Annotated in this window: 12 protein-coding genes; 7 read left to right on the forward strand and 5 right to left on the reverse strand. The window is 61.7% G+C overall.

Features of this window, described 5'->3' with window-relative positions; all coding sequences use genetic code 11:
• Nucleotides 1-23 precede the first annotated feature (23 nt).
• The 4 genes from OIS50_RS14075 (at nt 24) to OIS50_RS14090 (ending at nt 2184) form a co-directional block, all read left to right on the forward strand.
• A complete protein-coding gene (locus OIS50_RS14075; protein WP_264691270.1) occupies nt 24-818 on the forward strand; it encodes an enoyl-CoA hydratase-related protein in 795 nt (264 codons plus the stop codon).
• A gap of 262 nt (nt 819-1080) precedes the next feature.
• A complete protein-coding gene (locus tag OIS50_RS14080; RefSeq protein WP_264691271.1) occupies nt 1081-1425 on the forward strand; it encodes a hypothetical protein in 345 nt (114 codons plus the stop codon).
• A 168-nt stretch (nt 1426-1593) separates the two neighbouring features.
• The gene (locus OIS50_RS14085) at nt 1594-1800 is read left to right on the forward strand and encodes a hypothetical protein (RefSeq protein WP_264691272.1); all 207 of its coding nucleotides are present in this window, start codon (nt 1594-1596) and stop codon (nt 1798-1800) included.
• Between the two features lie 174 nt (nt 1801-1974).
• Complete coding sequence (locus tag OIS50_RS14090; protein WP_264691273.1) at nt 1975-2184, forward strand: hypothetical protein; 210 nt, start codon at nt 1975-1977, stop codon at nt 2182-2184.
• 5 nt (nt 2185-2189) lie between these two features.
• Here the strand turns inward: OIS50_RS14090 and OIS50_RS14095 are convergent, their stop codons facing one another.
• Entirely contained in the window at nt 2190-2855 is a 666-nt protein-coding gene (locus tag OIS50_RS14095; protein ID WP_264691274.1) for an SOS response-associated peptidase, read from the reverse strand.
• Nucleotides 2856-3070: 215 nt separating this feature from the next.
• On the opposite strand from OIS50_RS14095, the gene OIS50_RS14100 reads away from it, so the two are divergent.
• Nucleotides 3071-3583, forward strand: coding sequence for a hypothetical protein (locus OIS50_RS14100; protein ID WP_264691276.1), 513 nt, complete (start codon nt 3071-3073; stop codon nt 3581-3583).
• 108 nt (nt 3584-3691) lie between these two features.
• Here the strand turns inward: OIS50_RS14100 and OIS50_RS14105 are convergent, their stop codons facing one another.
• A complete protein-coding gene (locus tag OIS50_RS14105; RefSeq protein WP_264691277.1) occupies nt 3692-4624 on the reverse strand; it encodes a hydrogen peroxide-inducible genes activator in 933 nt (310 codons plus the stop codon).
• A 121-nt stretch (nt 4625-4745) separates the two neighbouring features.
• Between OIS50_RS14105 and OIS50_RS14110 the strand changes: the two genes are divergently transcribed.
• Nucleotides 4746-6257 carry a catalase gene (locus OIS50_RS14110; protein WP_264691278.1) on the forward strand — a complete coding sequence of 504 codons (1512 nt, stop codon included), beginning with the start codon at nt 4746-4748 and terminating at the stop codon, nt 6255-6257.
• Nucleotides 6258-6411: 154 nt separating this feature from the next.
• Entirely contained in the window at nt 6412-7128 is a 717-nt protein-coding gene (locus OIS50_RS14115; protein ID WP_264691279.1) for a hypothetical protein, read from the forward strand.
• Nucleotides 7129-7226: 98 nt separating this feature from the next.
• Here OIS50_RS14115 and OIS50_RS14120 read toward each other — a convergent pair whose 3' ends face one another.
• The 3 genes from OIS50_RS14120 to OIS50_RS14130 all read right to left on the reverse strand — a co-directional run bounded on the left by OIS50_RS14120 (nt 7227) and on the right by OIS50_RS14130 (nt 11546).
• Nucleotides 7227-8630 carry a M16 family metallopeptidase gene (locus OIS50_RS14120; RefSeq protein WP_264691280.1) on the reverse strand — a complete coding sequence of 468 codons (1404 nt, stop codon included), beginning with the start codon at nt 8628-8630 and terminating at the stop codon, nt 7227-7229.
• Between the two features lie 154 nt (nt 8631-8784).
• Nucleotides 8785-10236, reverse strand: coding sequence for a M16 family metallopeptidase (locus OIS50_RS14125; RefSeq protein ID WP_264691282.1), 1452 nt, complete (start codon nt 10234-10236; stop codon nt 8785-8787).
• Nucleotides 10237-10400: 164 nt separating this feature from the next.
• Nucleotides 10401-11546, reverse strand: coding sequence for a PA14 domain-containing protein (locus OIS50_RS14130; RefSeq protein ID WP_264691283.1), 1146 nt, complete (start codon nt 11544-11546; stop codon nt 10401-10403).
• Nucleotides 11547-11616 lie beyond the last annotated feature (70 nt).

Below are 11616 nucleotides of genomic sequence, written 5' to 3' on the forward strand. Positions count from 1 at the left end.
TCACTCAATCACTCATTCACTGAATGTATACCTGCCTGCTCTACGAGGTACGCCCCGATGGCGTGGCCACCATCACCCTCAACCGCCCCGACGTTTTCAACGCCTTTAATGATGCGCAGAGCTACGAGCTGCAGGATGCCCTGAAGCAGGTAGCCCGCGATGCGCAGGTGCGTGCCGTGGTGCTTACGGGCGCCGGCCGGGCCTTCTGCTCGGGGCAGGATCTGAAGGCCTCGCAGCAGGTAGCAGCCGAAGGCGGCCAACGCTCGTTCTACGATTCGCTGCACAAGCGCTACAACCCCATCATCCGGGCGATGCGCGCCTTGCCCAAGCCCATTATTTGCCGCCTCAACGGCGTGGCAGCTGGCGCGGGCTGCTCCTTGGCCCTGGCCTGCGACGCCATCGTGGCTTCGGCGGAGGCGTCGCTGATTGAGGTGTTCATCAACATTGGCCTGGTGCCCGATTCGGGTTCGTCGTACTTTTTGCCCCGCATCGTAGGGTCGCTTAAGGCTTTTGAGCTGTGCACCCTCGGCTCCAAAGTACCCGCCGACGAAGCCCTGCGCCTGGGTTTGGTAAACCAAGTAGTGGCCCCGGAGCAACTCGACGAAGCCACCTACGCTCTGGCCACGCGCTACGCCTCGGCTCCTACCAAAGCCATTGGCCTCATCAAGCAAATGCTAAACAAATCGGGCGCTGCTACCCTCGATGAGATGCTTGACTACGAAGCCTACTGCCAGCAGATTGCCGGCGAAAGCGCCGATTACCAGGAGGGCGTGCAGGCGTTCAGCGAAAAGCGCAAGCCTGTGTTCCAGGGCAAATAAGCCGGCCCGCTCCCTTGCCCCGCAGCCTGCTCCGCTACCTAGGAGCAGGCTGCTTTTTTGATTGCCGCGGCGCGTTGCGGCGGTACCCGGGCAGGGCCCGTTGGCGCCGTACTCGCCTTTCGGTCGGCCGGCATTGCGCCAACGGCGCAAAAACTCTGCGTGCATACGTAGCCCTGATTGCTGCTTTTGCGTACATGCCATCCGCGGCCTGTCCCAGCGGCAGGCACGTAGCCAAGCCAAAACCCTACTCATTCTACTCGCTATGGAAAATCAGCTCCAGCAGAACCTCGACAAAATCATGCCCGAGGACCTGGCCCGCACGTTCGAAAGTGCTTACCACGTGATTCAAGGCAACAACGACCACATGGAAGACCTGCTGCGCCACGGCGGTGCCTTGCTGCGCAAAGCCAGCCAGCGCTTCACGCCCACGCAGCTGGTGCTGGGCATTGCGGTGCTGGCCGTTGGTACGGTAATCGTGCTCACCAAGTATTCCGACCAGATTCAGGACGCCATTGAAGACCTGACCGACGGCGACGACAACAACGGCCAGCAAGGCCGGGGTGGCGCACAGCCCAAAAACAAACAAGCCCAGCAAGGCCAGCACTAGCGTGTAAAGCCTTCATAATCACAAGGCCCGCTTCGGAAAACCTATTTTCCGAAGCGGGCCTTTTTGCGTGTTCACATCATCATGTGATTGCACTTAGCCATCATCAGCCTGTAATCTTGCAGCATAAATAAACCATACGCCACTAAAAAAGTACCACGCCCCTCTGCTATGAAAACCCTTTGCTTCAGCCTTTTGGTTGCCGTTTTGGCCGCCGCACCTTCCGAAGCCTCGCATGCCGCTACACCCGCACCCGAAACCACCAGCACTGTGCTGGCCGAGGCCGATGGGTTTGGCGGCGGATACAAGCTCAAGCGCAAAAAGCGGAAGAAAAATCGCTCCATGCGCCGCTACCGCCGTTTGCGTGGTTTGCGCTAGGCTACTTCGCCCGCTGCAGTAGCGAAAAACTAATCCCTTACGGCCCTGATTCAGAATAGATGCCTGAATCAGGGTTTTTATTTCATTTCATATAATTACTTGCATTTATCTATTAGTTGTCATTGATTAGCACAACAATAACTCAATACAACACCAACATACACCAAACCACCGATGAAAATAACCTGCTACGCGTTACTGCTGGCGGTGCTGGCTTCTGTGCCGGCCGAGGCCGCCGTTTCCGAAACCACCGATGCCGCGGCGCTGCCCTCGGCTCAGCTAAAAGCCGACGAGCTAGGCGGTGGCGACAAGTTTAAGCGCAAGAAGCGCAAGAAGAACCGCACCGCGATGCGCCACCGCCGCCAGCGCATGCGCATGCGCTAGGCCACCTAGGCCGCTGGCTCCAGCACCGAGGGGTCGTTGTGAGCGGGCGAGTTTACCAGGGTCGTTACGGCATACTCTTTCAGCAGGCCGTCGGGCAGCGGGCGCAGCAGCGCCTGGTGCTCGGCGGCTGTTGCGTTTTCATCGAGCCAGGCCAGCTCGGCCTCGCGCGAGGGCAAAATCACGGGCATGCGGTTGTGCAGCCGCGCCATCAGCTCGTTGGGCTCGGTGGTTACGATGGTAAACGTGGGCACCACCTCGCCGGTGGTGCGGTCGGCCCACTCGTCCCACAGGCCGGCAAAGGCAAAGGGCTGCTCGTCGAGGCGCAAAATGCGGTGCGGCACCTTGCCGCGGTTGGTTTGCTGCCATTCGTAAAAGCTATCGGCCAGCACCAGGCAGCGGCGGCGCTGCAGCAACTGCCGGAAAGAGGGTTTTTCACCTAGGGTTTCGGCGCGGGCATTGATGGGCTTGGCGGCCTGCCGTACGTCCTTCACCCAGGCCGGAATCAGCCCCCATTGCACCAGTTGGATTTCGTGCGGGGCCAGATTGGTAACGATGGGCATGCGCTGCGAGGGCGCGGCGTTGTAGCTGGTGGGGGCAGGTTCGGTGAAGGTTGCGTCGAAGCGCTGCTCCGCGGTTGGGGCTGGCGCAATAAAGGTGTAGCGGCCACACATAAGCAAGAGGGAAAAGATTGGCTTTGTCCTAAAACGCAACCGAACAGCATAAGATGCTTTTCGGCGAATTATTGCTGAGCTAAGCATCGTTTTACTTTCCCCAAATAGTACCTTTACTAAGTCGGAATCAACCTTTTGTACCAATACAAGCTGCACTAGCTTTTTGGCAAGGTTGAGCCCTGCGCCCTGCCCCGCCTCCCTGCTTACTTCTGCCTATGCCCCAATTTTACCTCCTGCACGAAAGCCCGGAACTAACCATTGCCCACGACAAGCGGAACTGCTGGTTGTACGTGCAATGGCTGGGCGACCACAACGCCGAAAGCATCCGGGGGGGCTGCCTGCTGCTGCTGCACCACCTGCGCGAAACCAAGTGCGTGAAGCTGCTTACCGACGACACCCACGTAACCACCACCGCGCAACCCTCGAGCGCCGACCTGGCCTGGCAAACCGTTGTGGTGCCCTACGAGGGCTCGGCGGCTTGGGTAGGCAGCACGTTCTACACCATGCTGGCCGAAGCCGGTTTGCAATACATTGCCTGGGTAAATGCCCCCAGCATGCTGAACCGCCGCACCGCCGATCTGGCCCTGGCCATCAGCGAAACCGTGCAGCTTTCCGAAAATCGCCCCCTTGTGGCTACGTTCGACGACCTGGCCTCGGCTTACGAATGGCTGCAAAAGCGCGAAAGCAGACGCCAGTACGCCGGCGAAATGCCGTCGTTTATTCATTAAGAACCCATACTAAGTGCGCCGCCGGGTGCACGGCGCCCTAGGTGCCGGCAAGTGCTGGCAGGCATCGGCAGCCCGCCGGGCCAACCAGCATTAGCCGGCACCTAGGGCTTACTTCCACCGTATCTTTTTGCCGGCGCCCTGGGCCCGCAGCCGTTCCGGCACCCGGCCCAGAATGATGTCGCGCAGGGTCGTGAGCAGCGGCAGCCGCACAAAGCTGTGGTGTACCACCAGGCTTACCTCGCGCACGGGCTCGGGCGCGGCAAAGCGCTTGATCATGGGGTTATTATCCAGCTCATCAAGCACCGACAGCTCGGGCACCAGCGTGTAGCCGCGGTTTTGGCGCACCAGCTGCTTCAGGGTTTCGATGGAACCGCTTTCGTAGGTGAAGGGGCGGTTATCCGAGGCGGCGGGGGGCGTACAGATGTTGAGCACCTGGTGCCGGAAACAGTGGCCTTGCTGCAAGAGCCACAGCTCGTGCGCTTCGAGGTCGGTGGGCTGCACGGTGGCTTGCCCGTACAGCGGGTGCCCCTCCGATACGTACGCCAGAAACGGTTCTTCGAGCAGCGGTACTTCCTGCAGGGCGCGGTCGTCGAGCGGCGTTACCAGCAGGCCCGCATCAAGGCGGTTGTCTTTGAGGCGCTGCACGATTTGCTCGGTTTGCAGCTCCTCTACCTGCACGCGCAGCTGCGGGTGCCGCGCTACCAGCTCCAGCAAAAACAGCGGTACCAGGTACGGCGCCAGCGTAGGAATAACGCCCAGGCGCAGCTCGCCCATCAACTCGCCTTTTTCGAGCTGCACGGCCTCTTTCAGCTGCTTCACGGAACGCAGCACCTCGCGGGCGTGCTGCACCACTTTGGCGCCGATGGCGGTGGGCTCGATGCCGCCCTTGGTGCGGTGAAACAGCAGCACGCCCAGCTCGTCTTCCAGCTTTTGCACTTGCATGCTCAGGGTGGGCTGCGACACAAAGCATTTTTCGGCCGCCAACACAAACTGCCGGTGCGTATCGAGCGAAACCAGGTACTCAAGCTGTTGCAGGGTCATACACCTAGGGCCGCAATTGTTTATTTGATTTAGCTATACTTGAATCAAAATTATCGATTTTATTTATAAACCTAGGCCACTCACCTTTGCAGCGTTCCTCAACAGTAAAGCGCTGCCACCCATGGCCGATCAAACCACTCCTAATAAGCTAACGACTGCCTCGGGCCGTCCTATCTGGGATAATCAAAACTCCGTATCGGTAGGCCAGCGCGGCCCTTTGCTGCTGCAAGACTACCTGCTGCACGAAAAGCTGGCGCACTTTAACCGCGAGCGGTTGCCCGAGCGCGTGGTGCACGCCAAAGGCTCGGGGGCGTACGGCACCTTTACCGTAACGCACGATCTGACGCGCTTTACCCGCGCCAAGCTGTTTTCGGAAGTCGGCAAGCAAACGCGCGTGTTTCTGCGCTTTAGCACCGTGGGCGGCGAAAAGGGCTCGGCCGACACCGAGCGCGACCCGCGCGGCTTTGCCCTGAAGTTTTACACCGAAGACGGCAACTGGGACCTGGTAGGCAACAACACGCCGGTGTTCTTCATCAAAGATCCGGTGAAGTTCCCCGACTTCATCCACACCCAAAAGCGCGACCCGTTTACCAACTGCAAGTCGCCCACGGCCATGTGGGACTTCTGGAGCCTGAACCCCGAGTCGCTGCACCAGGTGCTCATTCTGATGTCGGACCGCGGCACGCCCTACGGCTACCGCCACATGCACGGCTTCGGCTCGCACACGTTCTCGTTCGTCAACCGCGAAAACGAGCGGGTGTACGTGAAATTCCACTTCCTCACGGAGCAGGGCATCAAGAACTTCTCGGCCCAGGAAGCCACCGAAATGAAGGGCCTCGACCCCGACTTCGCGCAGCGCGACCTGGTAGAAGCCATTGAGCGCGGCGACTTCCCGCGCTGGACGCTGAAGGTGCAGCTGATGACTGAGGAGCAGGCCGCTACGTTCCGCTGGAACCCCTTCGACCTGACCAAGGTGTGGCCCAAGGCCGATTTTCCGCTGCACGAGTTGGGCGTACTGGAGCTGAACGAGAACCCCGTGAATTACCACGCCCACGTAGAGCAGTCGGCGTTTGCGCCGGCGCACGTGGTCGATGGCATTGGCTACTCGCCCGACCGCATGCTGCAGGGCCGCATCCTTTCCTACCCCGATGCGCAGCGCTACCGCCTGGGTGGCAACTACGAGCAACTGCCCGTGAACCGCTGCCCCTACGCCACCAACAACTACCAGCGCGACGGCCTGATGGCCCTCGGCGACAACGGCGGTGCCGGCCCGAACTACTTCCCCAACTCGTTCGGCGGCCCGCAGGAAGACCGCACCGTGGGCGAGCCGGCCGAGCACCTCTCGGGCCTGGCTGCCCGCCACGACCGCAACGCCCCCGGCGAAGACGACCACTACACGCAGCCCGGCAACCTCTACCGCCTGCTCGACCTAGGCGCCCAGCAGCGCCTGGTGCAAAACATCGTGGGCGCCATGAGCGGCATCAGCAGCCCCAAGCGCGACGAAATCATCAACCGCCAACTGTGCCACTTCTTCCGCGCCGACCTGGGCCTCGGCATGGCCATTGCGCAGGGCCTGGGCGTGAATATCTCGATGCCGGCGCACCACGCGCCTGCCGAGAGCACCACAGTGTAAGGGTGGGAATAAATCGGTTTGGTTAACTCATTACACTGAAAAAGCCGGCTCCGTTGGGGCCGGCTTTTTTGTGCTAAGTTTCGGCGCTGCACGGCAAGTCAGAGCTGCTGGCCGATACCCGCTGCGTGCCGCTGTTATGGTTATTGCCTGCTTTATGATGCTGCGTGTAAAATTGGTCGCCCTTGCGGCTTTGGCGGGCGCTATGGGCTTGCTCGGCTGCGACAAGGAGCCCGCGCCGGAAAAATGCCGCTCGGGCTGCACCACGGTAACGGGCCGTTTTGTTACCGGCCCCAACGGCCGCGACCCGCTCCCCGGTGTAAAGCTTACCCTGGTGTGGTTTCGGGGCTACGGCTTTTTTGGCCGCACCGATGTGCGAAAGAAAAGCGTGGCCACCTCCAACGCCAACGGCGAGTACATGCTGCGCTATGGCCTTACCGACGAGGAGTTGAACACCGGCATCCTCGACGTGGATGTGGCCCCGCTGCCCTATTACGGCCTGAACGTCATTGACGTGGAAGCACCTAGGCAGCGGGACATCACCGTCACCAACCCCACGTACTTGCTGCCGCGGCCAGCCACTCTGGTAATGCAGCTGGCCAACCCCCAGGCCATGCAAGCCACCGACCGTATTGATATTTACGCAAGCACCTTGACCCAGCCACCGTTGCGCATCGGGTACCACGGCACTTCAACCGGCTTTTCGAGCCCCCAAAACCCAAACAGCGTAACGCAGCACCGCCTCGACATGCCGGCCGAGCTGCTGATACGCCTGGAAGTGAAGCGCTTCCGCAACAGCACGTTGCTCAGCACCAGCCTCGATTCGCTTACGCTGGCGCCCAGCGAAGCCCGCAATTACCCGGTGCAATTCTAAAACCGCGTTCAGCGACGATAGCGCAAGCCCCTTCCGCCAAGCAAAAGCCCCGACCACCTAGGCCGGGGCTTTTGCTTGGCGGAAGGGATACAGGGTTATTACAGCGCCTTTTTGCGCGTGGCCTGAAATTTCTTGATCTGCGGGTCAATCACCTTTTTGTCGCCCACCACCACAATCGTCATCGACTCAGGGCGGATGTACTTGCGCACGGTTTCGCTGACTTGCTGCGGCGTGACGGCATAGGTGTTCTTCACCTGATCGGTGAGGTACGAATCGGGCAAGCCGTGCAAATCGAGGAAGTTGAGCTGGTTGATGATGCCGCCGGGGTTGGAGTTGCGCAGAATAAACAAGCCGGCCTCGTAGTTCTGAATGCCTTTTAGCTCGTCGTCGCTGGGGGCTTGCTTCTGCAGCCGCTCAATCTCGTACACGATTTCCTTGAGCGAGTTGCCGGTTTCCTGGGTGGTTACGTCGGCCACCTGGGCCCACTCGCCCGCGCGGTACCGCGGCGAAATGTAGCTGTAGGGCGAGTAGGTATAGCCCTTGTCCTCGCGAATGTTGCGCGTAACGCGCGAGCCAAACGAGCCGCCCAGCAGCGAGTTGGTTACGCGCAGGCGCAGGTAGTCGGGGTTGGTGGGGTCGATAACCGGCAAGCCCATCACGATGGTGGACTGCGGCGCGCCGGGGCGGTCCTGGGTCATGATCTGGCCGCGCGTAACGGGCTTGGCCAGCGGAATGCTTGGGGCCGGGCCCTGCGGCCACGGGCTGAAAGCCTGCGTAATGGCCTTGCGCATGGCCGCGTCATCGAACTTGCCCGCCACGTAGATGTTGCTGCGCTGCGCCCCGTACTGCGACTGGTAAAAGGCCTGCACCTGCTCCAGCGTCATCGCGTCGATTTCGGCGTCGGTGGGCAGCATGTTGCCGTAGGGGTGGTTGGGGTACATGGCCTTCAGAAACTTCTGCTGGGCCTGCGTGCTGGGCTGGGCGCGCATTAGGGCTACTTGCCGCTTAAAGTCGGCCTTCAGGCGCGGCAGCTCGGCAGCGGGCAGCGTGGGGTGCTGCACCATTTCGGCCAGCAGGTTCACCAGCTCGGGCCCGAACTCCGACAGCGACGAGGCCCAGATCATGGTTTGGTTTGAGCCGACGCTGACATCGAGCGAGCCGCCCATGCGGGCCACCTTTTCGGCCATTTCTTGCGCCGACATCGAGCGGGTACCTTCGCGTAGCATGCGCCCGAGCAAATCGGCAATGCCGGTTTGGCCAGCCGGCTCATGCACGTTGCCGGCCTGCACGGCCAGCGTAACGGTTACCTTGGGCACGTTGCCGTAGGGCACCAGCGTGGCCTGCAGGCCGTTGTCGAGCTTAAACTCTTCCTTGGCGGGCAAGCTAAAGTCCTTGGGCGTGCCGCCTTCGGGCGGGGTTTGCTTTTTAGGCTGATCCTGCGCCTTCAGCGGAGCGGCCAGCAGCAGGGCCGCGCCGAGTAATCCTAGGCATAGTGGTTTCATGGGAGGTTGAGGGGGTGTAGCGCGGCTGTAGCGCGGACTTTGTAGTCCGCGTCCTCCGCGCCGTTTGCACGTTCTGATTGTAAGAGAATACTATCTGCGGACGCGGACTGCAACCGAAGGTCGGCGTAGCCAAAGTCCGCGCTACAGCCGCGCGTCAGCTTTTGGCCAACGGGTTAATCAGCAGCACGGTGCGGTTGGTGGGGCGCAGATACTCCTGGGCGGTTTTCTGCATCAGCTCGGGCGTTACTTTCCGGAACTCTGCCTCCAGCGTGTTGATGCGCGCAGGGTTGTTGTCGAACAAGGCAAACGAGGCCAGCATATCGGCGCGGCCGAAGCCGTCGGAGCCGCCCACCTGGTCGTAGAAGCTGGAGCGCATTTTCACGACGGCCAGATCGAGCATGGCGGGCGTAACGCCGCCGGGGCGCATCAGCTTATTGATTTCCTGATCGAGCACGGCCACCACGGAGTCGGCCTTCACGGTCTGGTCGTGCGTGAGGTTGCCCATCCAGAGCATCGGGCCGGCGTAGTTGAACTGGTTGCCTAGGTAGTTGATGCCGCCGCTCACGTTGTCGGTGTAGCCGCGCTTCTGCACCATGGCTTGGTACAGGCGGCTGTCGTTGCCCTGCAGCAGCAATTGGTCGAGCAGAATCATGGCGTAGTACTCGGGCGAGTTGCGCTCGGGCATGTGGTAGGCAAAGGCCAGGGCGGGCTTGTTGGCCAGCTTATCGTCTTTGGTGAAGCGCTGCTCCTTTTCCTGGCGCGGCTCCGTCAGGTCGACTTTCGGGGGCTGCGGCGTGCCGGGTATGGGCGCGAAGTACTGCTCGATCCAACGCCGGGCCTGGGCGGGCTCAAAGTCGCCGACCACCACCAGCACGGCGTTGTTGGGCGCGTAGTAGGTTTTGAAGAACTTCTGCACGTCGTCGAGCGTGGCGGCGTCGAGGTCCTTCAGGTCGCCGTAGAAGTTGTGGGCGTTGTACCAGTTTTTGTTGGCGTACTGCGGCATATCGAGCCACGGAAAACCGCCGTAGGGCTGGTTGAGCACGTTTACGCGCACCTCGTTTTTCACCACGCCCTGCTGGTTCGTCAGGTTGGCTTGCGTAATGGCTAGGCCGCGCATGCGGTCGGCTTCGGCCCACAGCATGGTTTCGAGCTTGTGGGCGGGCACCGTTTCGAAGTAGTTGGTGAAATCGAAGCGGGTGGAGCCGTTGAGCACGCCGCCGTTTTTCTGCACCAGCTGGATAAACTCCATCTTCCCTAGGTTCTGCGAACCCTGGAACATCATGTGCTCGAACAAGTGCGCAAAGCCGGTGCGGTCTTTGGGCTCGTTGCGGAAGCCGATGTTGTAGTAGGCCGCCACCGTAGCGAGCGGCGCGGTTTTATCGGGCGACAGCACCACCTTCAGCCCGTTGGGTAAGGTGTAGTAATCGACCGGAATCTGGTAGGCGGGCGCGGCCTCGGCGGCGGGAGCGGCCGTGGTGGTGGCGGGTGGCGCTGCTTGGGTAGCGGCGGAGGTGGATTTTTGGCTGCACGAGGCCGAAGCCAAAGCCAGCAAGCCAGCTGCCCCCAGCGCAAGCCAGGAAAGCGGAGTTTTGGCGGATTGGTACATGGGCACTACTTGGGGTTGAGAGGTTGAGCACGAGGCCGTTAAGCTAAAAATATTTCAACTTAATCAAAGCCTCGCCCTACAAACCTCCCCTGCCAGTACCATCCGCCACGAGCACCTAGGCTGCCTGCCCAACCGCGGGCCAAGGCGCCAGCCAGCTACAAACCCTAGCGCACCACCACCTCCACGCGGCGGTTGCGCGGGCGCTGCTGCGGGTCGGCGTTGTCGGCCACGGGGCGCGTGCCGCCGTAGCCCACGGCCAGCAGCCGCTCGGCGGCAATCTGCTGCCGCACGAGGTAGTCGCGCACTACCTCGGCCCGCTGCTGCGAAAGCACTTGGTTGAGGTTGGCGTCGCCCACGTTGTCGGTGTGGCCGGCTATTTCGAGGCGCAGCGCGGGGTTGTCTTTCAGAATTTGCGCCAGGCGCTCCATTTCGGGCAAGGAGGCCGGCAGCAGCCGCGCTTTGCTTTGCTCGAAGTACATATGCCGCAGCTCCACGGCCGCGCCGGCGGGCAGCTTGTGCAGCTCGCTTAAATCGGCCACAGCCGGCGTTGGAGCCGCCGCTTTGGGCGGCTCGGCCACTGCCCGGCGCGGCTGCGCGGCGGCCGCCACGCGGGCGGGCGCGGGCTGGGGCCGGCGACCCACCACCACCGCGCTGGGCACCTGGCGCACGGTTACGCCCGCGGGCAAACCGGCCACCACGGCCCTAGGTGGCGTGCTGGCAGGCTTAGCCGGGGCAGCCACGGCGGCTTTGGGGTTGCGGCTGAACAGGTAGCGCGCGGGCACCGCGGCGGGCTCCTGCACGGCGGGCAGCAAACCAAACAGGTTGTCGAGGCCTTTTTCGGCTTCCTGGTTTGGGAGCACCCACCCCAGAAAAGCGCGCGTGGGCGCCGAGCCCTGAAAGTACTCGACGCGCAACGGGTAGTACTCGCCCGCAGTTAGCCGCACTTGCCTGGTGGCCTGTATTTCGGACTGATAGCGCCATTCGTCGAGGATTTTGCGGTTGCCGAGCCACACCCGCATGCCGTCGTCGACGGCAATATGAAAGGTATACACGCCCGACACCGGCGCCAGCAAATAGCCCGTCCAGCGCACCGAAAAGTTTTCGGCCGGCACGCCCGGCGCCGGCGACTCAAACCGCCAATCGAAGTTGATCTGCGGATCGGTGCGCGTGTAGGCCCGCTGCTCGAAACGCTCGCCTAGGTAATACTCGGCGCGCAACCCGCTGCCAACGGCCGGGGCCGGGGTTTGCGCCTGCGTGGGGCTGCTCAGCAGTAGCCCGGCACTCTTTATAAACCACAGGTAATTTCGCATGGCTTAAACATAGTTATTCGAGGGCATTAGGGCCAAAAAAGCAAGCCCCGACCAACGGGCCGGGGCTTGC

It is taken from the genome of Hymenobacter sp. YIM 151858-1 (genome assembly GCF_025979705.1).
Taxonomy (GTDB): Bacteria; Bacteroidota; Bacteroidia; order Cytophagales; family Hymenobacteraceae; genus Solirubrum.

Coding starts and splice junctions, on each gene's coding strand:
- OIS50_RS14105 (WP_264691277.1), bottom strand. CDS start 4,624: ATGACCCTGCAACAGCTTGAGTACCTGGTTTCGCTCGATACGCACCGG.
- OIS50_RS14110 (WP_264691278.1), top strand. CDS start 4,746: ATGGCCGATCAAACCACTCCTAATAAGCTAACGACTGCCTCGGGCCGT.
- OIS50_RS14100 (WP_264691276.1), top strand. CDS start 3,071: ATGCCCCAATTTTACCTCCTGCACGAAAGCCCGGAACTAACCATTGCC.
- OIS50_RS14075 (WP_264691270.1), top strand. CDS start 24: ATGTATACCTGCCTGCTCTACGAGGTACGCCCCGATGGCGTGGCCACC.
- OIS50_RS14120 (WP_264691280.1), bottom strand. CDS start 8,630: ATGAAACCACTATGCCTAGGATTACTCGGCGCGGCCCTGCTGCTGGCC.
- OIS50_RS14130 (WP_264691283.1), bottom strand. CDS start 11,546: ATGCGAAATTACCTGTGGTTTATAAAGAGTGCCGGGCTACTGCTGAGC.
- OIS50_RS14115 (WP_264691279.1), top strand. CDS start 6,412: ATGATGCTGCGTGTAAAATTGGTCGCCCTTGCGGCTTTGGCGGGCGCT.
- OIS50_RS14125 (WP_264691282.1), bottom strand. CDS start 10,236: ATGTACCAATCCGCCAAAACTCCGCTTTCCTGGCTTGCGCTGGGGGCA.
- OIS50_RS14090 (WP_264691273.1), top strand. CDS start 1,975: ATGAAAATAACCTGCTACGCGTTACTGCTGGCGGTGCTGGCTTCTGTG.
- OIS50_RS14095 (WP_264691274.1), bottom strand. CDS start 2,855: ATGTGTGGCCGCTACACCTTTATTGCGCCAGCCCCAACCGCGGAGCAG.
- OIS50_RS14080 (WP_264691271.1), top strand. CDS start 1,081: ATGGAAAATCAGCTCCAGCAGAACCTCGACAAAATCATGCCCGAGGAC.
- OIS50_RS14085 (WP_264691272.1), top strand. CDS start 1,594: ATGAAAACCCTTTGCTTCAGCCTTTTGGTTGCCGTTTTGGCCGCCGCA.